We start from the raw sequence: 24,372 nt of genomic DNA, 5'->3' as shown, positions 1-24,372 counted from the left end.
TAGTAAATCTATTCTAGGTTGTTTTGCCCATAAAAAAACGAATTAAGAACATGTTTTAATTAATAAGTTACCAGTATATGCTCAAAATGAGATCAAGATCTAACTATTGAGGCTCAATGATAATTAATTTGACTCCTTTAAACTTAATACAGCTATAGCAAAATCGCAAAGTAGCCTTCACAAAAATGACAATTAACCTACCTTTGCAATATACTGTAAAAAAATCAGGTTTATTGCGCTATAGAATCATTATAGCCTCTGCCACTAGTTAGTTTGAGCGAGTATAAATATTCTGAAGCTGTTTATTGCTGCGGGTATTGTTTCGGGTTATATTAAGCCAGATCATCAGCAACTTAATTTAGCTTTGATTCTTGATTTATCACTAGATTATTGCGCTATTTAATTGTTATTGATGGCTACACACTTTGGAAAAGCATGAGCACTAAGTTAACGCACCAAATAATCGTTTTTATCACCCTCTTTGCCATTTTAGGCCAAGGGTTGATAACTAATGGTTACGCTATGGTCGCTAACCCTCTCATGCGCTCATCAGCAGAGATGTTAATGCCTAACGACAAAACATCCCAAGCAAATCTGAAGCAACACAGCAGTGCCGATACCCCTAATTGTCATTCATCTATGACTGAACAAGCCCCGCAAAAAACGACTCATTGTTGTGACGATGGCTCAATGCTCCAATCGAAAAAAGCTGATCAAAGCTGTTGTGACAGCAAAAATGGCTGCGCTATCGATTGTGGTCACTGTATTACTATCTCGATGACAGGGCATTTGCTCACATTTGATATCCTTCTCGCAAAAGCAGTCAACAGCAAGGCTGATGCCACTGCAGTGCCACACTTTTTCTTCCATAAAACCCTTCCAGAATTTCGACCTCCGATTAGTTAAATTACTGACAGAATATTTTTAGCCTAGCACTGTCCTCTGTGCCATAGCTAAACACCTATACTTGCTAGTATTTACAGTTTTTATAAACGGTTCGCTTTATTTGCCAGCCGTATTTTGAGGTTATGATGAAACACGCTATTTTATTGATCACCATTGCGGGTTTTCTAGCTGGGTTATGCACTAATCCAGTCGCTGCTCAACAAGCAGCAACACATAGTCATATTTCGACTCACCAGCATCAGCATGATGCAGAAAAAACCAGCTATTCATGCCCGATGCACCCTGAAGTTATTAGTCATAAATCCGGTGATACTTGTCCTAAATGCAATATGTTCTTAGAAGAAGTTAGCCCTGAGGCTGCCATAGACCATAGCGCTGAAACGACCTACATCTGCCCGATGCACCCTGAAGTTATTAGTCATAAATCCGGTGATACTTGTCCTAAATGCAATATGTCCTTAGAAGAAGTTAGCCCTGAGGCTGCCATAGACCATAGCGCTGAAACGACCTACATCTGCCCAATGCACCCTGAAGTCACTAGCCATAAATCAGGTGATACTTGTCCTAAATGCAATATGTTTCTAGTGGCAAATGAAGAAGAGGAAGAAGAGGAAGAAGAGGAAGCTGGTCACAGTTCAAATGAACACGCTCAACATAATGTTCAGAAGACCTACATCTGCCCGATGCACCCTGAAGTTATTAGACATGAATCAGGTGATACTTGTCCTAAATGCAATATGTCCTTAGAAGAAGTTAGCCCTAAGGCTGCCATAGACCATAGCGCTGAAACGACCTACATCTGCCCGATGCACCCTGAAGTTATTAGTCATAAGTCCGGTGATACCTGCCCAAAGTGCAATATGTTCTTAGAAGAAGTTAGCCCTGAGCCAGCCATAGACCATAGCGCTGAAACGACCTACATCTGCCCGATGCACCCTGAAGTTATTAGTCATAAATCCGGTGATACTTGTCCTAAATGCAATATGTTCTTAGAAGAAGTTAGCCCTGAGGCTGCCATAGACCATAGCGCCGAAACCACCTACATCTGCCCAATGCACCCTGAAGTTAGCAGCCACGAACAAGGTGACCGCTGCCCTAAGTGCAATATGTTGTTAGTGGTTAAAGAAGAAGAGGAAGAAGTCGATCATAGCCAACATCAGCATGCACAAGATGAACAGACTGAAACCCTAGCAGTGCAACCCACACAGAGTGTTGCTGATAAAGTGTTTAATACTGTTAAACCAAGCCTATTACCCTCGGATGCAGAGCCAAGCATTAAATATGTCTGCCCAATGCACCCGCATATTGTTTCTGACACCCAAGGCACTTGCCCTATTTGTGGTATGAATTTAGAAAAAGTCACCATGGGCGCTGCGACAGAAGAAATCGTGGTTGGCGTATCTGGCGGCATGCAGCAAGCTTTAGGCATGCGCACTCAACAAGTTGAAAGAGATACCCTATGGCGCCTGGTTAAAACCATCGGCACCGTTGAGTATAACGAAGACAGCATTACCCATGTTCATGCTCGAGTGACTGGTTGGGTGGAAAAACTGCATATTAATAATGTTGGCCAAAAAATAAAAAAAGGTCAGCTCATGTATGAGCTTTATTCACCTGAACTTATTAATGCTCAAGATGACTATTTACAAGCGCTTGATTATTTGGAGCAAGACAATCAACGTGGCGGCATTCTCGAGCGTAAAGCCCGCCAACGTTTAGCGCTTTTAGGGGTGTCATCAAAAATTATTCAACAATTAGAAACCAGCGGCGAAACTGTTTTTAGAGTGCCTTTTTATGCCCCACAAGATGGGGTTGTCAGCCAAATGGACATTCGTGATGGCATGTATATCCAACCGGGTAATGCCTTAATAGAATTAGTCGACTTATCCACGGTTTGGGTCATTGCCGATGTGTTTGAAAATGAACAAAGCTGGCTAGAAAAAGGCCGTCCTGCAGAAGTCACTGCATCGGCCCAAGGCTTATTTGATCTTGAGTCTGACATTGATTATATCTATCCAGAACTCGACCCTGTCACTCGCGCCATGCGTGTCAGAGTAAAATTAGCCAATCCAAATGCAAGCCTACGACCAGGAACCTTAGTGGATGTGTCTTTATTTGGCGGCCCTAAACGCAACATTATTACTATTCCCACAGAAGCACTGATATTAACCGGCCGTGAAAATCGAGTAGTAGTTCAACGTCACGATAGCGGATTTACTTCGGTACCTGTAAAAGTCGGCATCATTGCGCAAGGAAAAGCAGAGATCATTGAAGGCATCAATGAAGGCGACCATGTGGTGGTTTCAGGGCAGTTCCTGCTTGATTCAGAAGCCAGTATTCAAGGTAGCTTGTTACGTTTAAGCGGCGCAGATAAAGCGCCTGCAGCCCATAACCACTAAGGAGCACTCTCATGCTAGAGAAAATAATCAGTGCTTCGATAAAGCAACGTGCGATGGTGTTATTACTCACCTTAGTGGTTGCAGTGATCGGTTATCAAGCCATGCGCACCACCCCATTGGATGCCCTGCCGGACTTATCTGATGTGCAAGTGATTGTTAAGACCTCATATCCAGGTCAAGCACCGCAGTTAGTCGAAGATCAAATTACTTATCCATTATCCACAGCGATGCTGGCTGTACCTGGGGCGAAAACCGTACGTGGGTTTTCGATGTTTGGCGACTCATTCGTCTATATCATTTTCGAAGATAATACCGATATCTACTGGGCTCGGTCACGAGTTTTAGAATACCTATCGCAAACCCAAGATCAGCTTCCAGAGGGCGTTAGCCCCACTTTAGGGCCTGATGCTTCTGGTGTCGGTTGGGTATTTCAATACGCCTTAGTCGATAGACAAGGTAATCACGATTTAGCCCAGCTGCGTTCATTGCAAGACTGGTTTTTAAAACTGGAATTACAAAGTGTCGAAGGCGTATCTGAAATTGCTACGATTGGCGGCATGGAGCAATCTTATCAAATCGTGGTCGACCCACATAAACTCGCCCTTTATCAAATCGATTTGATGACGGTTAAAAATGCGCTAGCAAGCTCTAATAGCTCTGTCGGTGGCTCGGTTATTGAAATGGCCGAAGCCGAGTACATGATTACTTCATCGGGTTATCGACAAAACATTGAAGATTTTGCCGAAATTCCTTTAGGGGTGTTATCTGATGCTGGCACACCAGTATTAATGAAAGATGTGGCGCAGCTGCGAACAGGCCCTGCAGCGCGTCGTGGTATTGCTGAACTTGATGGTAAAGGTGAAGTCGTTGGCGGCATTGTGGTTATGCGCTATGGCGAGAATGCCCTTGAAACCATTAATAATGTTAAACAAAAGATTAAGCAAATTGAAAGCGGTTTACCTGAAGGGGTTGAGTTAGTTATCACTTACGATCGCTCAGAACTTATCCTCAATTCTGTGGATAACCTGATGCACAAAGTGATGGAAGAGATGCTGGTCGTTGGCCTAGTTTGCTTACTATTTCTATTACATGCTCGCTCAACACTGGTTGCCATAATCACCCTGCCATTATCTATATTAAGCAGTTTCATTATCATGCATTTTATGGGGGTTAATGCCAACATCATGAGCTTAGGAGGTATTGCCATTGCCATAGGCGCCGTTGTCGATGCCGCCATTGTCATGGTAGAAAACGCCCATAAACATTTAGAGCGATATCGGGCTGAGCACGGTAAACCACCCGAAGGTGAAGCCCACTGGCAACTAATTAAAGAGGCCTCTGTTGAAGTAGGGCCTGCGCTATTCTTTAGCCTGCTAATCATCACCTTAAGCTTTATTCCTGTATTTGCACTGGAAGCTCAAGAAGGCCGTTTATTCCACCCACTGGCGTTTACTAAAACCTTTGCTATGGCGTCTTCTGCAATACTGGCCATCACCTTGATCCCAGTATTAATGGGTTATTTTGTGCGCGGTAATATCCCTGATGAACGCAAAAACCCCATCAGTCGATGTTTGATTGCCATATACCAGCCATTACTCAAACTGGTATTAAAATTTCCTAAATTCACCATCTTATTAGCGCTGGTCATTTTAGCCAGTGCTTACTATCCGATGACAAAGATGGGCTCTGAGTTTATGCCAGAACTCGCTGAAGGTGATTTACTTTATATGCCTACAACCCTGCCAAGTGTCAGTGCAGGTAAAGCCGCTGAAATTTTACAGCAAACCGATAGATTGATTAAAACGGTACCAGAGGTCAAAAGAGTATTTGGTAAAGTGGGCCGCGCGATGACCGCTACCGATCCTGCACCATTAACCATGCTTGAAACCACCATCATGCTTAAACCACATGCTCAATGGCGTGAAGGCGTGACCTTAGAATCTATTATTGCTGAATTACAGAGAACGGTGAAAGTGCCCGGCATGACTAACGCATGGGTGCAGCCGATAAAAACCCGTATCGATATGCTGTCCACCGGGGTTAGAACACCTGTCGGCATTAAAATATCGGGTTCAGATGTGGCCGAACTGGAAAAAATTGGCGCTGCAATCGAAGCGGTAATGAGCCAAGTGCCAGGCACAACATCAGCATTTGCGCAGCGAAGTAGTGGTGGACGTTATATCGATATTGAGCCGAAACTAAAAAATGCAGCTCGATATGGTATGACCCTAAGTGACATCCAAGATGTGGTGCAAATCGCCATAGGCGGTATGAATATAGGGGAATCAATTCAAGGTCAAGAACGTTACCCAATTAACATTCGTTATCCACGAGAGTTACGTGACAGCATCGAAAAACTCAGAGATTTACCGGTATTAACCAAAACCGGTAAATATCTGCCATTAAGCGTTTTAGCCGACATCACCATCAGTGATGGACCGCCCATGCTTGCCAGTGAAAATGGCCGTTTAATCTCATGGGTGTTTGTCGATATTAAAGATATTTCTATCGGCGAATATATCGAGCAAGCGCAAATAGCCTTAGGCCAGCAAATCACTTTGCCAGCACGTTATAGCTACAGCTTTGCGGGTCAATATGAATATATGCAGCGTGTTGAAGCCAAGATGGAGTTAGTCATTCCACTAATGCTGGCAGTTATTTTTATATTACTGATGCTGACCTTTAACTCGTTTGCTCAAGCTTCAGTAATTATGCTGAGTTTACCCTTTGCCTTAGTAGGCAGTGCCTGGTTTTTATATCTACTGAACTTCAACTTTTCGGTTGCGGTATCAGTGGGGATGATTGCCCTTGCGGGGGTCGCCGCTGAATTTGGCGTGGTGATGCAGGTGTATCTCAACAACAGTATTAGAGACCGCAAATACAATGACACTCTCAATAGCAAAGATGATTTACGCCAAGCATTGATTGAAGGTGCTGTAATGCGGATTCGCCCCAAAGCGATGACAGTTGCGACCATATTTTTTGGCTTACTGCCGATAATGTGGGGCACAGGAACCGGTAACGAAGTGATGCAGAAAATTGCCGCACCTATGGTTGGTGGCATGGTCACTGCGCCGCTGCTATCGCTGTTTGTTATTCCAGCCATTTATTTACTAATCTATGGTCGTAAACTCAGTAACTAGGTTTACAAAGTCACTCATAAACACTAAAAAAGGCGCTTAAGGCGCCTTTTTATCTATAAAGCCACAAGCTGAATATAAGCTTGTTAGCTTGGTTCACTGAGTACGCCTTGCTTTTCTCGTGCCAGTTGCATCATCCTTAAAAGACCCCAAACCATAATACAACCTCCGACTCCAACCATAGCAAACAGCAGTATTGGCTTCGCCAGCATCGGATAAGCCGCTGTATCAAAACCTGCAAACAAGCCATATAAACCCGCCGCCATTAATAACGTGCCAGGAAAATCAATGACTGCCACCATGGTCATTTTCTTTTGAATTACCGCGAGTTTTTCGTCCTTTGTGAGTGTCATAAGTCTTGCTTGATTAGATTTACAGTTTAACTTTCAAGCAATTATTCTACTTCAGACGCTACCTCGGTCAATGCAATAATTGAAAAAGTGCCGCCTTGGGGATCATCAATCACCGCAAAACGACCCACATCCGGAATATCCGTAGGCGGGACACAAATTCGCCCGCCTAGAGCTTCGGCATCTTGAGCCATAGCATCACAATCTTGCACACTAAAATACAGCATCCAATGGGGCGGGGTATCACCCCACTCGGACGTCATTTGCATCATACCGCCAATGGCTTGCTTATCCACCAGCCATTGCACGTAATCAGCTATGCCCATTGAAGACATATCAAGGCTGTTAGTCTCAAAGCCAAGCGCTTGGGTATAAAAATCGGTTGATGTGGCCAGATCGCGGCACATATATTCAACCCAGCACAAAGTATTGGGCTCAAATGAGCGCTTAATGCCGATATGGTTAATGGCCTGCCAGATTGAAAATCGTGCGCCATCAGGATCTTGGCACACAGCTATAATCCCTGAATCACCAACAGAGTGAGGGCCTGCAATAATTTGTCCACCCGCAAGCCTAATGGCTTTAATTGTCGCCTCAACATCATCAACGGCAAAATAAAGCTGCCAATGGGTTGGCAAACTCTCCATCTCTTTGGGCATTTGATACATAGCCGCAATGTCATCACCCGCTAACTGCAACATAGTGTAATGACCCTCAGGCATGGGCATATCATCAGCCTGCCACTGAAATAGGCTTTGGTAGAATGCTTTCGCGGCATACCAATCATGGCTGGCAAGTTCGACCCAACAAGGTTGCCCTTGTTTATAGTGTGACACCTTCATACACCTCACCCTGCTGTTGATAATGACTTATAAGAATAAAGGTTTAAGCTGAACCTAAATGACAACACTCTTTAAGTTAAGACACTTTTAAAGCTAAAGTCGAGTTGGCAATAATGGTTGGTTATTCGTATAAAAAATGACATTTAAATAATAAATACAACTTAAAATCATAGCCTTATATAGACAACAGTATCAGCAAGCCATGGCTAGTCACTATCGGTCACAAGTCGTAAATTACACACATCTTTAGTCAAAATGCTAACAGTCACATCCTTACTTGCTAGAAAACGCCCATAAAAAAGCCCTTTTCAAAGGGCTTTTTAGAGGTCATTTCGGTGTTTAAACACCACTTTATCTAGCTAAAGTATTATTTATAAACTGGCAGTAAATCAGCCATCGCCAACAAATGACATGCGCCGGTGATGACACCGAATGCAATAATCACCACAATCAATGGCGTACCACCTGGGACTCTAAAGCTCTTCTCATCAGGGAACATTTTGCGCGATTTGTATGCCATCATGGCTGGCACTATCGCCGCCCAAATGGTCGCCGCTAATGCCGCAAAGCCAATGGCAATCAAGAAACCATTAGGGAATAACAAACCTAATACTGTCGGCGGGATAAAGGTGATCGCAGCTGTTTTAATGCGGCCATTATTGCTTTCTTCAAAGCCAAATAAGTCAGCTAGATAATCAAACAAGCCTAAGGTCACCCCTAAGAATGATGACGCCACAGCAAGATTAGCAAACAAGGTCAACATGGTATTAAGCCATTTACTCGCCATCACATCTGACAGAGCGCCCACTAACACACCCATATTGCCGCCCTGAGCAATAATGTCGCTGAACTGACTACGGGGAATGTTGCCCATGGTTGCCACTAACCAACAGCTGTAAATAACTAAGGCGATAAACGTACCAATAAAGATGGCTTTTAAAATCACTTTAGGTTGTTTGCCGTAATACTTAACTAGGCTTGGCACATTGCCGTGGTAACCAAAACTGGCCAGCCCAAAAGGTAGCGCCGCTAAAATATAAGGCGAGAAACTCGCCTCACCATCTGGCATTAATAATTTTGCGCTATCAATATCAATCAGCAGATTTCCGATGGCGAGAAAAAAGGTAATTAACATCCCGCCAATCATAATGGTGGTAATGCGATCAACCGCTTTGGTACTGATGATCACCACTGCAGCAAGTACGACGGCAAACACTAACCCTGCGATCGGTTGAGGTAAGTTAATCCCCATCCCCGCAAGGGTGTGATTAACAATCGAGCCACCACCACTGATGTAAGCATAGGTCAGGATGTACAACACAAAAGCAATAGATAACCCGTTAATAATCCGCCAAAACTGGCCTAAGGTTACCTTAGTTAAGGTGTCAAAACTGTCACCGGGTTTAAAATGCAAATTGGTTTCAAGTAGCATCAGACCTGACACCAGCATACAAAACCAAATACCAATTAACATGACTAATGAATAGCCAAACCACATGCCTGCACTGACCACAGGCAAAGAAAACATACCAGCACCGACTGTGGTACCGGCGATGATCATAGCACCGCCCAATAAGGATTTATTTTGCGGTTGAGATTGTGTCGAACTCATAAAATTAGTTATTACCCATGTTCCATTGTGACACTATCAACAATGGTTTTTCGAACAGATAAACGCAGCATACCATTGGCATGATCACGTATTCGGATGACTTCAAATTGATTATCGTTAGCGGATAAATACCCTAATTCTTTTAATTTCACACTCAAATTATTGTAGAGCTTTTTATCATAAAACTCAGGCGCAGTAATTCCATGTAAAGCACCTAAACGCTGAGCCAATAAATGGCTGGCGCTTTCTAAATCAGAACGCTCAATTTCTGGTTTGTAAGCCAGTAAATTAAAGATAATCGCGTAACGCTGTAGGGTCTCACTGACCGTGGCGGACAATAACATTAACTGAGTGACATTACTTTGATTGACTTCAAAGTGATCGCTACCGGAAATTAGCTTTTGTTCAACAAACAAATCAAGCACTTGATCCACATAGGCACTTAAATCTTCAATGCCCATAAACAGCTCAGCTTTCAATAATGGGTAAAAATCATTAACAATTTGCTGGATTTTTTCTCGGCTAAATTCTTCATATTGCACCAAGCAACTGGCGATTAATGAAGGCACTGCCATTAGATGAATTATGTTATTGCGATAATAGCTCATCGCAATCACTGAGCTATCTTCAATTGCGATAATTTCGCCGATGGCATCTGTGGTTGAGGTAAATTTATTCAGCGACAAACATTGCTCAACTAGGTCATGAGCTGAGCCCTCAGCCACCGACGCATACTCAGTATAAGGAACATCCTTTAAGATTTTCAGGTAGAGGTCTAGCTGGGTTTCAAGCTCACTGCGCTGCAGGGCGTTTTGCTCTGAAGCCAGCAGCGCCATACTTGCTAATGTCACCGAACTCGCTGCGGCGGCGCCATTGATGTTAGTCATCACTTTATTGGCCAATACATTTACTGCTGGCGTTAACCATGATGGCTTTTGATCCGGATCTTGAGCAATTTCTTCACGCCAATTTGGCGATTGTTGATTTAAAAATTGCTGCACATTGATTGGCTCGCCAAAGTTAACGTAACCTTGGCCAAAGTTGCCTAATTTACGCAGCGCACCAAAGACCTGCCACACTGATTCTTTTTGCTTTTTCTTACCGCTTAACTCTTTATGATAGGTGGACACTTCCATCACATGATCATAACCAAGATAAACTGGCACTAAGGTTACTGGGCGTTCAATGCCCCGCAGTACACAGTTAACTGTCATCGCTAACATGCCGGTCTTAGGCGCTAATAAACGACCGGTACGAGAACGACCACCTTCGGTGAAGTATTCAACCGAATAGCCTTTAGCAAATAACTGATCTAAATACTCACGAAACACTGCGGTATAAAGTTTATTACCGTTAAAGCTACGACGAATAAAGAAAGCACCACCACGGCGGAACATAGGGCCTGCTGGCCAAAAGTTTAAATTAATACCGGCGGCAATATGCGGCGGCACCATGCCTTGGTAATACAAAATATACGACAGCAGTAGGTAATCCATGTGGCTACGATGGCAAGGCACATAGACAATTTCATGACCATCATGATGCAGCTTACGCACTTTTTCAGCGCTTTTAATGCTAATACCGCTGTATAACTTATTCCACAACCAAGTAAGAAAGCGCTCAGCAATACGCACTAAGCTGTCTGAGTAATCCGCTGCAATTTCATCTAAATACTGAATAGCTTTTTCGCGGGCTTTGTCTTCAGGAATTTTTTTATTAAGCGCTTCTTCTTTTATCGCTTGAGCAATGGCATCAGACTTTAATAATGAGTTGAACATTGCCTGACGATTTGGCAGTTGTGGGCCTGTCATCACTTTACGTTGGCGTCTAAAGTGCACTCGCGCCACACGGATAAGTTTATGCGCAATACTGACATCTGTGCCGTGTTCATCAGCCATATAACGTAGCGACATAGCATTTGAAAATTGAATAAAGCTATGGCGACCTAAGAACAAAATCATCAACCATTTACGTAACCAGGTCGGGTTTTCACGCTCAAATACGGCTGCGGTCATGGTGTCATCTTCTTTACCAGGGATACGTCCCCAATACAGACTCACTGGCACCAATTGAATATCAAGTTGATCATTTTTTTTATGTAAGGCTAATAAGCTGGTGAAGTTATCAACAAATTTTTCGCCACTTAAACGCTTGCCAAATAGAGGCTTACGACCTTCAATACACACAATTCTAGGGGTATTTAAGCCATCAACGTCTAGTCGCTCATAAGGGCTCGGTAAGCCATATTTGGCGGTCACTTCATTTAATGCCGCAATATCACTGAGTGATTCTGTCTTCATCACATAGACCACTGGTTTATCTGGGTCTAAGTTCAGATCGGCAAAGGGATCTTCAGGCACAACAACCGTGTGCACCATCAGTTTTTGAATCCAACGTAATGATTTTGCTATGATTGAGTCAGGTTTTAACATGAGTGTTCGCATATTCAACATCAATTAATTGGCCATAGAATACCAGATAATGGTTCAGTTTCACTAACAAGGGTCTATACAGAGAATATTTGTTCAGTAAAAATAGCCATATCCGAATAACAACCAACCTATTTTCAATCAACACTACTGTATAAATATACTGTTTAAACAAACGATGTGAGAAATAGCCAATTTCATCGGTTTAAAAAGCTGACTTACCTTCATTAACTAAATAATTAAATTACATATACTTAACCGTGCCCCCATATATAGCCAACAAGAATTAGATGATAATAGTTAAATTAATTTGGTTAATACTTGCGCGACCACCGATACTGTATATAATGACAGTCACTGTATAAAAAAACAGGAATCAATATGAGACCTTTAACGCCACGCCAAGCTGAAATATTAGAGCTAATTAAATGTAATATCGCCGAAACAGGTATGCCGCCAACTCGTGCAGAAATTGCAACTCGATTAGGCTTCAAAAGCGCCAATGCCGCTGAAGAACACTTAAAAGCACTGGCAAAAAAAGGCTGTATTGAAATTATTCCTGGTACCTCTCGCGGGATCCGCATGGTGCAGGTGGAGGAGGAAGTTGAAGCAGGCTTACCACTTATCGGCCAAGTTGCTGCAGGTGAACCTATCCTTGCTCAAGAGCATGTTGAACAGTATTTCCAAGTTGACCCAGAAATGTTTAAGCCCAATGCTAATTTCTTACTACGCGTTCGTGGCGACAGTATGAAAGACATTGGTATTTTAGAGGGCGACTTATTAGCAGTGCATAAAATGCAAACTGCCACCAATGGTCAAGTTGTAGTGGCACGTCTTGAAGACGATGTAACCGTGAAAAGATTTGAAAAGAAAGGCAATATTATTTATTTACATGCTGAAAATGCAGAATATGAGCCGATTAAAGTTGATTTAAGTTGCCAAAACCTAACGATTGAAGGGCTTGCTGTTGGCGTTATTCGTAATGGAGGTTGGTTATGAACACATTAATAGGCAATGCACCGCGTCACCCTGGATTATGGGTAGATATGGCATCTGATCCCTTACCCACTAAACAAGGGATTGAAACCAAGCGCACCCAAAACCAAGGCTTAACTGAATTGACTCAATTATGCAGTCAGTTAGCCATTTTAAGTCAGCAAGGCCGTTGGATTGTACTGATTAATCCGCCGCATATCGGTTATAAGCAAATTCTTGCTAATGCCAATGTTCGTATGGACAGAGTATTGTTAGTTCACACCAAAGATGAAGTCGAAACCCTGTGGGCGATGGAAAAAGCGCTCACTAACGGTACTTCAAGTGCAGTAATTACTTGGACACCACCATTAGATGCCCGCGACAATCGCCGCATTCAATTGGTTGCCAAAAATGCCTTAGCCCAAGGGCTTATCATTGAAGATGTAAATACTCACTTACCTGAAGGCGACCCATTAACGCAAACTTTAGCAGTACCGACTCGGGTAAACCTTACCTCGTTTCACTAGTAAAATATGACTAAAAAAGCCCTTCACTACGCTGAGGGGCTTTTTTTTGCACTTTTTTCAGCAAATTAGATGATAAAGTGATCTTGATCAATATTTAATCTCCAAGTAATGTAGTTAACAAGGTAGTAACAATTTATCGTACTGCCGAGAATAAATGTCAAAAAGATACAAACGCTATTAAAAGATTGAGCTGGTACCGTGCGGTATAGAAAGCCTTGAATGTAAAGCGTCAAATATAATTGATAAGTTCAGTATTAGGTACAAGTGTGGCACCGTAACGTAATAACATAATTGAGTTTTCAAGCTCAAAGCCACCGTGTACTTTGAAATGATCAAACTTTTTCGGGTATGAAAAGTTTGCATAGAGCAGAGTATTACTGTGTGGCTTTTCTTTGTAATTGCAATTCGCAATTAGCAGAGGAGTAGTCTTGTGAAGCGATTGTTGTACGGATTAATGGTGGCGTTGCTTGCAACCCCACTCACAGCGGCAGAGATGCCCTTAAACATGACTCAAGGTGTAACAGAGATCAGTGGCCAGGTTTACGACCTGCATATGATTATTTTGTATATCTGTTGCGCCATTGGTGTCGTGGTCTTTGGGATCATGATTTATTCCATGATCTATCACAGAAAATCTAAGGGTGCAGTTGCAGCCGACTTTCATGACAGTACCAAGGTTGAAATAGCTTGGACAGTATTGCCATTTCTAATCCTAATTGGCATGGCAATCCCAGCAACAAAAACGCTGATTGCTATGGAAGATCCCAGCGATGCTGAACTGACAGTCAAAGTGACGGGCTCTCAATGGAAATGGCATTACAGCTATTTCAATGAAGATGTCGAGTTTTTCAGTTTATTATCTACCCCAGCAGACCAAATTACTGGCACCGCAGATAAAACCGACACCTATCTTTTAGAGGTCGATAAGCCGCTGGTTTTACCAATAAATCGTAAAGTACGTTTTTTAATGACCTCGGATGACGTTATCCACTCTTGGTGGGTACCAGCATTTGCCGTTAAAAAAGATGCAAATCCTGGTTTCATCAATGAAGCTTGGACTAAAATCGATAAAATAGGTACTTATCGAGGCCAATGTGCCGAACTATGCGGTAAAGATCATGGCTTTATGCCTATTGTTGTTGAAGCCGTTTCTGAAGCAGACTTTGACCAATGGCTAATCGACCAAAAGCAATTTGCTGCTGATGCTAAAGCCGCTGCACAAGCCTCACTGAGCCAAACCCTTAGCTATGACGAGTTAATGGCCCAAGGCGAACAAATCTACATGGGTCGCTGCGCGGCTTGCCACCAACCTAATGGTGCTGGTTTACCTGGCGTCTTCCCTTCCCTAATTGGCAGTCCAATGATTAAAGGCCCAGTGTCTGGCCATATCGATATTGTCGTTAATGGTAAGCCTGGCACTGCGATGCAAGCGTTTGCCAAGCAGCTAACGGCAACTGAAATTGCTGCAGTAGTCACTTATGAGCGTAATGCTTGGGGTAATGACTCTGGCGATACCGTGCAAGCGGCTGATGTGAGTGGCAATGGGACAAATTCTAGCGCTACACCAACCACTGCTGACGCTCCTAGTGCAGGCACTTCTACCGCAGACACGTCAACGCCTGTGACTTTACCAGCAAGCTTACCTACAGCTGAACAACTTGAAGACACTGCAACACAAGCTGTGACTGAAGCGGCAACACAAGCAGCAGAAGTTAAAGCTGTGGTATTGGATGACTTGACGATGGATGAGTTAATGACCATGGGCGAGCAAGTCTATATGACTAGCTGCGCTGCATGTCACCAAGCTGCTGGTACTGGCTTACCTGGCGCGTTCCCTTCATTAGTAGGCAGCCCACTCATCGTCGGTCCAGTGACGGATCATCTTAATATTGTCATCAATGGTAAACCTGGCACGGCAATGCAAGCATTTAACTCGCTACTTACGCCACAACAGCTTGCTGCAGTGGTGACTTATGAGCGAAATGCCTGGGGTAATAACTCTGGCGATGCAGTTCAGGCTGCTGATGTTGTTGGTCACGGAAAGTAAGGGATTAAAATGAGCACAATTACACAAGATTCACCAGCCGCTCACGACGATCACCATGATGACCATCATCATGGGGCGCCAAAAGGCATTATGCGCTGGGTTTTAACCACTAACCATAAAGATATTGGTTCAATGTATCTGTGGTTTAGTTTCATTATGTTTTTAACCGGCGGCGCAATGGCCATGGTCATTCGTGCTGAGTTATTCCAACCCGGTTTACAGTTAGTTGAACCTAACTTTTTTAACCAAATGACCACAGTCCATGGCTTGATTATGGTATTTGGCGCAGTCATGCCAGCCTTTACCGGCTTAGCTAACTGGCTCATTCCAATGATGATTGGTGCGCCAGATATGGCACTACCGCGGATGAATAACTGGAGCTTTTGGATTTTACCTTTCGCGTTTGCGATTCTACTTAGCTCGCTATTTATGGAAGGTGGAGGCCCCAACTTTGGCTGGACTTTCTATGCACCACTGTCAACAACCTATAGCCCTGATAGCACAGCATTATTTGTGTTCTCAGTTCACATTATGGGCATAAGCTCGATCATGGGTGCTATTAACGTGGTGGTGACCATTGTTAATATGCGTGCTCCGGGTATGACTTGGATGAAGCTGCCATTGTTCGTCTGGACTTGGCTGATTACCGCCTTCTTGCTAATAGCAGTGATGCCGGTATTGGCAGGTGTAGTAACCATGGTACTGACTGATAAATACTTTGCCACCAGCTTCTTTGATGCTGCTGGCGGCGGCGACCCTGTGATGTTCCAGCATATTTTCTGGTTCTTTGGCCACCCCGAAGTCTACATCATGATTTTACCTTCATTCGGGATTATCTCGGCCATTATTCCCACCTTTAGCCGTAAAAAGCTTTTCGGTTATGCCTCCATGGTATACGCCACCTCAAGTATTGCGATTTTGTCCTTCCTAGTTTGGGCGCATCACATGTTCACCACCGGGATGCCAGTATTTGCAGAGCTATTCTTCATGTACTGCACCATGTTAATCGCAGTACCTACTGGGGTGAAAGTGTTTAACTGGGTTGCAACTATGTGGCGCGGCTCAATCACCTTCGAAACCCCGATGCTGTTCGCCATTGCATTCATCATCTTATTCACCATCGGTGGCTTCTCTGGCTTGATGCTAGCGATCACCCCAGCGGATTTCCAATACCATGATACTTACTTTGTGGTAGCGCATTTTCATTATGTACTGGTTACTGGCGCAGTATTCTCCATTATGGCTGCAGCATATTACTGGCTACCGAAATGGACAGGATACATGTATAGCGAAACATTAGGTCGTTGGCATTTCTGGTGCAGTGTTATTTCAGTGAATGTACTGTTTTTCCCAATGCACTTTTTAGGCTTAGCAGGCATGCCACGTCGTATTCCAGACTATGCAATTCAATTTGCTGACGTAAACCAAATTGTCTCTATTGGTGGTTTTGCCTTTGGTTTATCACAACTGATTTTCCTCGCTGTGGTACTGAAATGTATCAAGGGCGGCGAAAAAGCTGTGGATAAGCCATGGGAAGGTGCTGAAGGGTTAGAGTGGACTATTGCCAGTCCTGCGCCTTATCACTCATTTACCACCCCACCAGAGGTTAAATGATATGAGCCAGCCAACAAAATCAAACCGTAATTTACTTATTGGCCTAGTACTGGGTTCAATAGGTATGTTCGGCTTTGGTTTTGCGCTAGTGCCTTTGTATGACGTGCTTTGCGATGCCTTGGGGATTAATGGAAAAACCCAAAGTACTGCCAGCAGTTATGAGGCTGTGGTGATTGATAAAGACCGTACTGTAACCATTGAGTTTATTGCCCAAGTACAAAGCAATATGCCGTGGGAGTTTGTGCCAAAAGTGAACCGCATGCAGGTTCACCCCGGCGAACTCACACGTACTGCGTTTTTAGCGAAAAACTTATCTTCAAATAACCTCGTAGGCCAAGCAATACCCTCGGTATCGCCAGGCCAAGGCGCGGCTTATTTTAATAAGACCGAGTGCTTTTGCTTCAATCAGCAACCCCTAGCAGCAATGGCCGATGCTGAATTACCGTTAATTTTTTACGTGGATGCGGATTTACCTGAATCCATTAACACTTTGACTCTCTCTTATACCCTCTATGATATTACAGACAAGCAGACTGCAGCCATAGAGCAAGGAGCAGCAAGATGACAACAAAACATGAAAACTACTACGTGCCAGCGCAAAGTATCTGGCCAATTACCGGCGCTATCGGATTATTTCTGATTGCATTTGGCGCAGGTACCTACATCCAACAACTTTCAACTGAAGAATCTTCTGGCGGCTACACCCTAATCGCGGGTATTGCTGTAATTATATTTATGCTGTTTGGCTGGTTTAAAAATATCATTGATGAGTCAATGTCAGGTTTATATTCAGCGCAAATGGATCGCTCTTTTAGACAAGGCATGAGCTGGTTTATTTTCTCAGAAATCATGTTTTTCGGGGCATTTTTTGGGGCATTGTTTTACGCTCGAATGGTAGCAATACCTTGGCTCGGCGGTGCATCAAATAATGCCATGACCCATGAGGTATTGTGGCCAACATTTGAAGCCATTTGGCCGCTAGTGAAAACCCCAGATGGTACCACCACTGAAGCCATGGGTTGGGGCGGATTGCCGCTGTATAACACCCTCATTCTACTGACCTCTTCAGTCACCTTGCACTTTGCCCATGTGTCGTTAGAAAAATCAAAACGTGGCGCACTGAAGGTTTGGTTAGGACTGACTATTTTGCTGGGTATCGGCTTCTTGTTTTTACAAGTTGAAGAGTATGTCCATGCCTACCAAGAAATGGGGCTCACACTCACCTCAGGGATTTATGGTAACACCTTCTTTTTGCTAACTGGCTTTCACGGTATGCACGTCACCTTAGGCACAGTATTTCTAATAATCCTGTTCTTTAGAGTATTGAAAGGTCACTTCACCCCAGATAATCATTTCGCCTTTCAATCCGGAAGTTGGTATTGGCATTTTGTTGATGTGGTGTGGTTATGCTTATTTATTTTCGTGTACGTCTTATAAGGCTGCAAAGCTAATAAGGTCTAGGATTTGGGCTTATCCAGCCAAATCCTAAGGCCAGTAACAATAACAACATCACTAACGCAGAAAAGATCACTCGACGACCTAAATATTGGCTCATAGATTGTTTATTTTCCGCTTTAACCATAATAAATAGGGCTCTGGCTAAATTAAATAATATGAATACAAGCAGCAGTACTAAAACAAGCTTGAAAATAACTAAGGTATCTAAGGTTCCCACGGGCTCTCCTTTGCGCGTTTGGCGACTTTCTACTGGGTTATTGCTAGTTGTTACTGTGAGTGTGTTTTCTATTTTGGTCAAGCTCGGTTTATGGCAACTTGATAGAGGAATTCAAAAACAAGCTTGGCAAGCCACCTTAAGTGAAAGGCAAGCGTCCAGTGAATTGGATTACCACACTTTTTTAACGCTAGATAGCAGCGGTCCACTAACGGGTTATCGCATTAACGTCACCGCTAAGCCCGTTAATGAACAAATATTACTGCTTGATAATCAAGTTTATAACGGCCAAGTGGGTTATCTGGCTTATCAAGTATTTGCAATATCAGCCACAGAGCCATGGCTACTGGTTGAACTAGGCTTTACTGCAGCGAATAAAGACCGCCGCATATTACCCGATTTAGCGCCATTGCCTGCGGCGCAATATCAGCTCACAGGTCGAGTGTATCAGCGCCAAACCAATCCCTTAAGTGACCAACTTTATGTGGAACAATTTACAGTAGAAAACCGTGACGTGATCCGTTTTCAAAATTTAAATCTCGTGGCCTTAGCAGAGAAAATAGGTCATCAACTGGCACCGGCAGTACTGCAGCCAGATATAACACCGAACATGACACTAGCAAAACCATGGACACCTATTCCACTGTCAGCCCAAAAACACCAAGGCTATGCATTGCAATGGTTCACCATGGCAGCAGTATTTTTATCGCTAATGCTATGGCTTGGTTGGAAAACATTTAAGCCTAAAATGAAGACCTAAAGTTAAAACCTAAATACAAGAGTAACTAAATTAAAAATAGTGACTTAAGTAAAAACTCATCCTATAACAAAAACAGTCGTAACAAGAGGAGCAAGTATGAACTCCCCAGCAAAACCTAAAGGTAACAAGACATTATATCTACTGCTGCTGGTATTTATTTTACCGGTGGCTATGGCTAAATTAGTCTTGAGCCTAGATTTATATAACGGCGCCGCCACTAACAAAGGTGAGCTAATCGGCGCACAACTTAATTATCAAACCTTAGCCATGACCAACCCGCAGCCGCATATGTGGCAGCTGGTGTATTTATTACCAAACCAATGCCTAGAACAATGTCAGCAACGTTTGTATGTCATGCATCAAAGCCATATCGCCTTAGGTAAACATCAAGATCGCGTCAGCCCAATTATTTTACTCACCCCAGATAGCGACACCGCAATTTTAACTAAACTGCAAGTGCCGTTTGCTACAGCCAGTGCCAGCCCTGCAATGGCCGCATTACTGACAGAGCAGCAAATGATTATTGTCGATCCCCTTGGTAGCCTAGTCATGAAATACCCAGGTATTATGGGCGAGCAAGAAAATATTGCCCAAGGTAAGTCGATGATTGGCGATTTACGTAAGATGCTTAAACTATCGAGGGTCGGGTAATGGTGATAAAAAACCTGCTCAAATTTACCTTAGTATTTACCTTTACGGTGATATTAATGGGTGCCTACACTCGGCTGTCAGATGCAGGCCTTGGCTGCCCTGATTGGCCAGGTTGCTATGGTCATCTTGTGGTGCCTAGCGCGCCTGATGCAATAGCAAAAGTTGAGACTGCATTCCCAAATCAAACGCTAGAGCCTGACAAGGCGTGGCTGGAAATGATCCACCGCTATATCGCTGGCACTCTTGGATTACTGATTTTAACCATCCTTATCATCTGCTTAAAAAGAGCCGATGCGCCCAAAAAGCTACCCATACTGATTTCCGCCCTACTGCTCTTTCAAGCCGCCTTAGGTATGTGGACCGTCACCATGAAATTAATGCCCATCGTAGTCATGGGGCATTTAATTGGTGGCTTTAGTTTATTCGCTTTACTGCTACTGCTGTATTTACGTACCCGGCCACTGCGGATCCCCGGCGGCGATACTTATGCCAGAAAACTCGCCCCCTTTGCCATGGTCTGCTTAATTGTACTGGCGGTTCAAATTATTTTGGGCGGCTGGACGTCATCGAATTACGCAGCATTAGCCTGTACCGCCCTGCCAATATGTGAAGGTAACTGGGTCGATAATCTGCAATTTGCTGATGCTTTTTCACCGTTTCAAGGGACACATCCAAGCTTTGAATATGGCGTATTGGAATACCCTGCCCGCATGACAATCCATGTTACTCATCGTATTTGGGGCGTGATTACCGCTGCCTGTTTAGTGTGGTTAGGATTTAAATTACTTAAAGCACGCTCTCGCACAATACGTAAAAGTGCTTGGCTGTTATTTGCCCTAGTGATCATTCAAGTGGGCCTTGGCATCAGCAATATTGTCATGCATTTGCCTTTAGGGATTGCTGTATCGCACAACGGCGGCGCAGCGCTATTGTTACTTACCGTTATTTTCATCAACTACGCGCTGTGGCGTAAAGCTTAAGCAAGGATTCTATTATGGCTAAATCTCTGTCTATACCAGCAAGCACCAGCAGCGCGCAATTACCTTGGCGCGCCTATTTTGAAATGACCAAACCCAAAGTGGTCGCCCTGATGTTACTGACAGTACTGGTGGGAATGTGCTTAGCATTGCCCGGCGCAGTGCCATTGCAGCCGCTTATCTTTGGCATGATAGGCATAGCCATGATGGCGGGTGCAGCGGCGGCTTATAACCACTTAATTGATCGCCGCATTGATGGTTTAATGGCGCGTACCTATAACCGCCCATTACCAAAAGGCAAGGTCTCGGTAATCAAAGCCATGACCTTTGCCACTTCTATCGGCTTAGGCGGTTTTGTTATTTTGTATACCTTAGTTAACCCACTTACCGCATGGTTAACCTTTGCCAGTTTAATCGGTTATGCTGTGGTGTATACAGCTTATCTTAAGCGCGCTACCCCGCAAAATATCGTCATTGGCGGCTTAGCTGGGGCAATGCCACCTTTATTGGGTTGGACTGCTGTCACCAACGAATTACATGGAAACGCACTATTACTTGTTATCATCATCTTCACTTGGACGCCGCCGCATTTTTGGGCACTGGCGATTCACCGTAGAAAAGAATACGCCAAAGTCGATGTCCCAATGCTGCCAGTCACCCATGGGGTTGAGTTTACTAAAACTTGTATCTTGTTATATACCTTGTTACTGGCTATTGCCTGTTTATTGCCAGTACTGGTTGGCATGTGTGGCCCCGTTTATCTTGTGGGTTCAACCATTCTAAGTTGTGGCTTTATTTATAAAGCCTGGCAACTTAAGTATCACGACAAACCAGGGCTGGCGATGGATGTGTTTAAGTTCTCGATTTATCACTTAATGATTTTATTTTTAGTGCTATTAGTTGATCACTACTTATGGGTATAACTCGCTTTATCAGTGCTTATCGCCATGGTGAAGTTGAAGATAAAAACAGTGAACGTAAAGATAAAAACAATGGAGTGAATGAGTGAAAAAAATTATCGCGTTAGCTTTCATTATGCTGGGCTTGGGCGTCGCTGTTGCTACGCTTTTCCCTAGTCAAAAAAGTTCATCCGCAACAATCGCCACTGCCACTAAATCAAGGCCGGATCTGGCACTTGAAACAAGTTATTTGTTTGATAACCCAAGACCACTGGCACCTTTTAGTATGCAAGACCAATTGGGGAATACCTTTACCAATGAGCAGCTTTTAGGTAAGTGGAGTTTAGTGTTTGTCGGCTTTACTTCATGCCCAGATGTTTGCCCAACAACCCTTAATAAACTCAATGCCGCCTACCCAGAGTTGCAAGCAGTAAGCGACAATATTCAAGTGGTATTTGTGTCAGTGGACCCCGCAAGGGACAGCCAAACTAAACGTTTAGATTACATCAATTTTTTTAACCGCGATTTCAAAGCCGTTACTGCCGATCACGCTCAGCTATTTCCTTTTACTCGTGATTTAGGTTTTGCCTACGCCATGGTTGGCGACGGCGAAGATTACCAAGTGGATCACAGCGCCAGCTATGTTTTAGTATCACCACAAGGGGAAAAGTTTGCAGTGTTTAAACCTAAAGCCCAACCCGGGAAAATACCACAGATTTTGAATAAAGAGCTGGTTGCGGATCTAAAGCAGATTATTGAAAGTGCTTAAGGTTTTTATATAGGTATTGAAATATAACAAAGCCTCAATATGAAAATATTGAGGCTTTTTGTTTTGACGAGGACTGATGTAGTAACTCATTTGTGGACAGAAATGCGTTAGAGTATTTGGTCTAGGTGACCGAATATAGATTAGAAAAAGTAATTTAGTTTTCCGAAGCACCTAATGGAGCAGATCGATTGTTCTAGTTAAATTCTAAGAATGTGGCCAATATGAGTTGGCCACTACAATGCGTACCTTAAGAATATTTCTCAAATTGAGCATAGTCAGCACCGCAGTCCTATAAACTTTATGTTAGAAGTTACAGCCGAGTTGATTGACTATGCTTATCAACCCCAAAAACCTGGTTTAAATCTAACGAAAGGCGAGTTCTCGCTTGAGCAGAACTGAGGTTAATTAGAAAATAACTCTTGGCTGACCTGCAAAGTCATGTCCACAGTCGTGTCTTTGCCTTTATTCACAATCACATCTGGTTGTATGCTTTGCTTACTAGTATCACCTGACACTCGGGTTATGTAGCGGCTAGGTGCTAAGACAAGTAATTTAGTATTAGGTAAGTAAAAAGGGTTCAGGTTGCCAGTCTGATTGGCGTGCCCACCTGTGGGCTGCCCCACTAATTTCGCTACTTTGTGATCTTGTAGCGTGGTGGCAAAAACGATTCCTGCTGAGTAGGTCATCTCGTCAATCAGCACGACCACTTCACCTTTGAACCTTTTAGATGGTTCGACAGGCTCGATGATTTGGCTGCCGATAACATCTAGCTCAATGATTTCACCTGGCTTACCTTTGTAGCCAAACAGTCCATTATTATCGTTAGATAGTTTTTCAATAACGGAAGAGGCTTGGTTGAGTTTTTTATCAGTGAGGTAACTAATCACCTCCGCCCCCGCATCGGACTGTCCACCAGTGTTACCTCTGACATCAATAATTAGCTTTGCTACTTTCATTTCTTTTATCTTAGCGAAAGCGTCTTCAACAAAGTCTTCGAAGCCTGACTCTTCGTCCACATCGAAGGTGCCAAGTTTTAAGTAGGCATTCTGGTTAGCAATGATTTTTAGCCAGTTATCGCTCAGCTTGTTTTGTTCACTCTCCCAATTCCCATGACTGGAAAGCATCATGGTTTCTTGCTTGTTGTCGTGTTCCAAAACCAGCTTAAAGTTGCCGCGCCATTCATAAATCGCATTTAACCAGTAGTGAAATAATAGGGTGCTCATGTGCATTCTTAGGTTGGCGGTTTCTCCATGGCCATATTCCGCAAGCTGTTTCAGAATCGTCTCGCCGGCCACACCGTTGATAGAGACCACTTTCGTTCCTTTTTCTATTAATGCACCGGTGGACTTATTTTTATAGACCTTGTTGATATACAGAGAATGGTTTTGAGTAAATACGCCAAAGGGGAAGAGGTTTTGTTTTTTGTCTTCTGCATAGGTTCCTTCAGCCAGTAACGGGAACAGTAGGCTATGGCCATCTCTAAAATAGGGATTGATGGTGCCAATCAAACGAAAATATTCACCACGACTCATCTCGTTTTTAATTTTGCTGCTCATAGTCGCAAACTTTTCATTAATGGCTTTCTCGTCTGTCAACTCATGATAAACCGGATGCCTTGCCGCCATTTGAGTTTGTAAATAGGCCAAATCTTCCTGTAATGCTTTTTGATCAAAGCTTTGTTTCGTGAAATCGTCATTCACATCATCGTGTATCCATGCATCCATTCCCATGCCGCATCCCGTTGTTGCCAAAATCATAATGAATAGTAATACTGTTCGCATAATTAGTTACCCCTCCTTAAAA

The 24,372-nt window shown here is 43.5% G+C and carries 20 protein-coding genes; 14 read left to right on the top strand and 6 right to left on the bottom strand.

The window, feature by feature from the left end:
- The first annotated feature begins 435 nt into the window (after nt 1-435).
- The 3 genes from BCU91_RS15665 to BCU91_RS15655 all read left to right on the top strand — a co-directional run bounded on the left by BCU91_RS15665 (nt 436) and on the right by BCU91_RS15655 (nt 6,448).
- A complete protein-coding gene (locus BCU91_RS15665; protein WP_102440141.1) occupies nt 436-906 on the top strand; it encodes a hypothetical protein in 471 nt (156 codons plus the stop codon).
- Nucleotides 907-1,028: 122 nt separating this feature from the next.
- On the top strand, nt 1,029-3,305 hold the full coding sequence (locus BCU91_RS15660; protein ID WP_347230785.1) for an efflux RND transporter periplasmic adaptor subunit: 2,277 nt from the start codon (nt 1,029-1,031) through the stop codon (nt 3,303-3,305).
- A gap of 11 nt (nt 3,306-3,316) precedes the next feature.
- A complete protein-coding gene (locus tag BCU91_RS15655; protein WP_102531858.1) occupies nt 3,317-6,448 on the top strand; it encodes a CusA/CzcA family heavy metal efflux RND transporter in 3,132 nt (1,043 codons plus the stop codon).
- Between the two features lie 83 nt (nt 6,449-6,531).
- On the opposite strand, the gene BCU91_RS15650 is transcribed toward BCU91_RS15655, so the two are convergent.
- The 4 genes from BCU91_RS15650 to plsB all read right to left on the bottom strand — a co-directional run bounded on the left by BCU91_RS15650 (nt 6,532) and on the right by plsB (nt 11,681).
- On the bottom strand, nt 6,532-6,798 hold the full coding sequence (locus tag BCU91_RS15650; RefSeq protein WP_102440139.1) for a hypothetical protein: 267 nt from the start codon (nt 6,796-6,798) through the stop codon (nt 6,532-6,534).
- 41 nt (nt 6,799-6,839) lie between these two features.
- Nucleotides 6,840-7,637 carry a VOC family protein gene (locus tag BCU91_RS15645; RefSeq protein WP_102440138.1) on the bottom strand — a complete coding sequence of 266 codons (798 nt, stop codon included), beginning with the start codon at nt 7,635-7,637 and terminating at the stop codon, nt 6,840-6,842.
- A gap of 367 nt (nt 7,638-8,004) precedes the next feature.
- Nucleotides 8,005-9,249: a tryptophan permease gene (gene mtr, locus BCU91_RS15640; protein ID WP_198589323.1), complete on the bottom strand. Its 1,245-nt coding sequence runs from the start codon at nt 9,247-9,249 to the stop codon at nt 8,005-8,007.
- 11 nt (nt 9,250-9,260) lie between these two features.
- Entirely contained in the window at nt 9,261-11,681 is a 2,421-nt protein-coding gene (gene plsB, locus BCU91_RS15635; protein WP_102440136.1) for a glycerol-3-phosphate 1-O-acyltransferase PlsB, read from the bottom strand.
- A 378-nt stretch (nt 11,682-12,059) separates the two neighbouring features.
- On the opposite strand from plsB, the gene lexA reads away from it, so the two are divergent.
- The 6 genes from lexA to BCU91_RS15605 all read left to right on the top strand — a co-directional run bounded on the left by lexA (nt 12,060) and on the right by BCU91_RS15605 (nt 18,278).
- On the top strand, nt 12,060-12,677 hold the full coding sequence (gene lexA, locus BCU91_RS15630; RefSeq protein WP_076538206.1) for a transcriptional repressor LexA: 618 nt from the start codon (nt 12,060-12,062) through the stop codon (nt 12,675-12,677).
- On the top strand, nt 12,674-13,180 hold the full coding sequence (locus BCU91_RS15625; protein WP_102440135.1) for a SulA-like leucine-rich domain-containing protein: 507 nt from the start codon (nt 12,674-12,676) through the stop codon (nt 13,178-13,180). Before lexA ends, BCU91_RS15625 begins: the two co-directional genes overlap by 4 nt.
- A gap of 430 nt (nt 13,181-13,610) precedes the next feature.
- The gene (gene coxB, locus BCU91_RS15620) at nt 13,611-15,227 is read left to right on the top strand and encodes a cytochrome c oxidase subunit II (RefSeq protein WP_102477281.1); all 1,617 of its coding nucleotides are present in this window, start codon (nt 13,611-13,613) and stop codon (nt 15,225-15,227) included.
- 9 nt (nt 15,228-15,236) lie between these two features.
- Complete coding sequence (gene ctaD, locus BCU91_RS15615) at nt 15,237-16,841, top strand: cytochrome c oxidase subunit I (RefSeq protein ID WP_102531856.1); 1,605 nt, start codon at nt 15,237-15,239, stop codon at nt 16,839-16,841.
- 1 nt (nt 16,842) lies between these two features.
- Nucleotides 16,843-17,406, top strand: a complete 564-nt coding sequence (locus tag BCU91_RS15610; protein ID WP_102440132.1) for a cytochrome c oxidase assembly protein — start codon at nt 16,843-16,845, stop codon at nt 17,404-17,406.
- Complete coding sequence (locus BCU91_RS15605; protein WP_102531855.1) at nt 17,403-18,278, top strand: cytochrome c oxidase subunit 3; 876 nt, start codon at nt 17,403-17,405, stop codon at nt 18,276-18,278. The genes BCU91_RS15610 and BCU91_RS15605 overlap by 4 nt, the downstream gene beginning before the upstream one ends.
- A gap of 10 nt (nt 18,279-18,288) precedes the next feature.
- Here BCU91_RS15605 and BCU91_RS15600 read toward each other — a convergent pair whose 3' ends face one another.
- Nucleotides 18,289-18,516, bottom strand: a complete 228-nt coding sequence (locus BCU91_RS15600; RefSeq protein ID WP_076538217.1) for a DUF2909 family protein — start codon at nt 18,514-18,516, stop codon at nt 18,289-18,291.
- A gap of 10 nt (nt 18,517-18,526) precedes the next feature.
- Between BCU91_RS15600 and BCU91_RS15595 the strand changes: the two genes are divergently transcribed.
- From BCU91_RS15595 to BCU91_RS15575, 5 genes are all read left to right on the top strand, one after another.
- Nucleotides 18,527-19,273, top strand: a complete 747-nt coding sequence (locus BCU91_RS15595) for an SURF1 family protein (RefSeq protein WP_347230784.1) — start codon at nt 18,527-18,529, stop codon at nt 19,271-19,273.
- Between the two features lie 96 nt (nt 19,274-19,369).
- On the top strand, nt 19,370-19,924 hold the full coding sequence (locus tag BCU91_RS15590; RefSeq protein WP_102440130.1) for a hypothetical protein: 555 nt from the start codon (nt 19,370-19,372) through the stop codon (nt 19,922-19,924).
- On the top strand, nt 19,924-20,904 hold the full coding sequence (locus BCU91_RS15585) for a COX15/CtaA family protein (RefSeq protein WP_102531853.1): 981 nt from the start codon (nt 19,924-19,926) through the stop codon (nt 20,902-20,904). The genes BCU91_RS15590 and BCU91_RS15585 overlap by 1 nt, the downstream gene beginning before the upstream one ends.
- Before the next feature lie 14 nt (nt 20,905-20,918).
- The gene (gene cyoE, locus BCU91_RS15580) at nt 20,919-21,824 is read left to right on the top strand and encodes a heme o synthase (protein ID WP_102440128.1); all 906 of its coding nucleotides are present in this window, start codon (nt 20,919-20,921) and stop codon (nt 21,822-21,824) included.
- Nucleotides 21,825-21,936: 112 nt separating this feature from the next.
- Nucleotides 21,937-22,569 carry an SCO family protein gene (locus tag BCU91_RS15575; protein WP_102440180.1) on the top strand — a complete coding sequence of 211 codons (633 nt, stop codon included), beginning with the start codon at nt 21,937-21,939 and terminating at the stop codon, nt 22,567-22,569.
- A gap of 401 nt (nt 22,570-22,970) precedes the next feature.
- Here the strand turns inward: BCU91_RS15575 and BCU91_RS15565 are convergent, their stop codons facing one another.
- Nucleotides 22,971-24,350 carry a S41 family peptidase gene (locus BCU91_RS15565; RefSeq protein WP_102531852.1) on the bottom strand — a complete coding sequence of 460 codons (1,380 nt, stop codon included), beginning with the start codon at nt 24,348-24,350 and terminating at the stop codon, nt 22,971-22,973.
- Nucleotides 24,351-24,372: the final 22 nt, after the last annotated feature.

The sequence above is a fragment of the Shewanella sp. 10N.286.52.B9 genome (assembly GCF_002873635.1).
Taxonomy (GTDB): domain Bacteria; phylum Pseudomonadota; class Gammaproteobacteria; order Enterobacterales; family Shewanellaceae; genus Shewanella.
Note: the sequence above shows the minus strand (reverse complement) of the source record. Positions and strands in the feature narration are given on the sequence as shown.

What these genes read in the sequence shown, in the direction of transcription:
- BCU91_RS15665 (WP_102440141.1), top strand. Translation starts at nt 436, where the DNA reads ATGAGCACTAAGTTAACGCACCAAATAATCGTTTTTATCACCCTCTTT.
- BCU91_RS15660 (WP_347230785.1), top strand. Translation starts at nt 1,029, where the DNA reads ATGATGAAACACGCTATTTTATTGATCACCATTGCGGGTTTTCTAGCT.
- BCU91_RS15655 (WP_102531858.1), top strand. Translation starts at nt 3,317, where the DNA reads ATGCTAGAGAAAATAATCAGTGCTTCGATAAAGCAACGTGCGATGGTG.
- BCU91_RS15650 (WP_102440139.1), bottom strand. Translation starts at nt 6,798, where the DNA reads ATGACACTCACAAAGGACGAAAAACTCGCGGTAATTCAAAAGAAAATG.
- BCU91_RS15645 (WP_102440138.1), bottom strand. Translation starts at nt 7,637, where the DNA reads ATGAAGGTGTCACACTATAAACAAGGGCAACCTTGTTGGGTCGAACTT.
- mtr (WP_198589323.1), bottom strand. Translation starts at nt 9,249, where the DNA reads ATGAGTTCGACACAATCTCAACCGCAAAATAAATCCTTATTGGGCGGT.
- plsB (WP_102440136.1), bottom strand. Translation starts at nt 11,681, where the DNA reads ATGTTAAAACCTGACTCAATCATAGCAAAATCATTACGTTGGATTCAA.
- lexA (WP_076538206.1), top strand. Translation starts at nt 12,060, where the DNA reads ATGAGACCTTTAACGCCACGCCAAGCTGAAATATTAGAGCTAATTAAA.
- BCU91_RS15625 (WP_102440135.1), top strand. Translation starts at nt 12,674, where the DNA reads ATGAACACATTAATAGGCAATGCACCGCGTCACCCTGGATTATGGGTA.
- ctaD (WP_102531856.1), top strand. Translation starts at nt 15,237, where the DNA reads ATGAGCACAATTACACAAGATTCACCAGCCGCTCACGACGATCACCAT.
- BCU91_RS15610 (WP_102440132.1), top strand. Translation starts at nt 16,843, where the DNA reads ATGAGCCAGCCAACAAAATCAAACCGTAATTTACTTATTGGCCTAGTA.
- BCU91_RS15605 (WP_102531855.1), top strand. Translation starts at nt 17,403, where the DNA reads ATGACAACAAAACATGAAAACTACTACGTGCCAGCGCAAAGTATCTGG.
- BCU91_RS15590 (WP_102440130.1), top strand. Translation starts at nt 19,370, where the DNA reads ATGAACTCCCCAGCAAAACCTAAAGGTAACAAGACATTATATCTACTG.
- BCU91_RS15585 (WP_102531853.1), top strand. Translation starts at nt 19,924, where the DNA reads ATGGTGATAAAAAACCTGCTCAAATTTACCTTAGTATTTACCTTTACG.
- cyoE (WP_102440128.1), top strand. Translation starts at nt 20,919, where the DNA reads ATGGCTAAATCTCTGTCTATACCAGCAAGCACCAGCAGCGCGCAATTA.
- BCU91_RS15575 (WP_102440180.1), top strand. Translation starts at nt 21,937, where the DNA reads ATGCTGGGCTTGGGCGTCGCTGTTGCTACGCTTTTCCCTAGTCAAAAA.
- BCU91_RS15565 (WP_102531852.1), bottom strand. Translation starts at nt 24,350, where the DNA reads ATGCGAACAGTATTACTATTCATTATGATTTTGGCAACAACGGGATGC.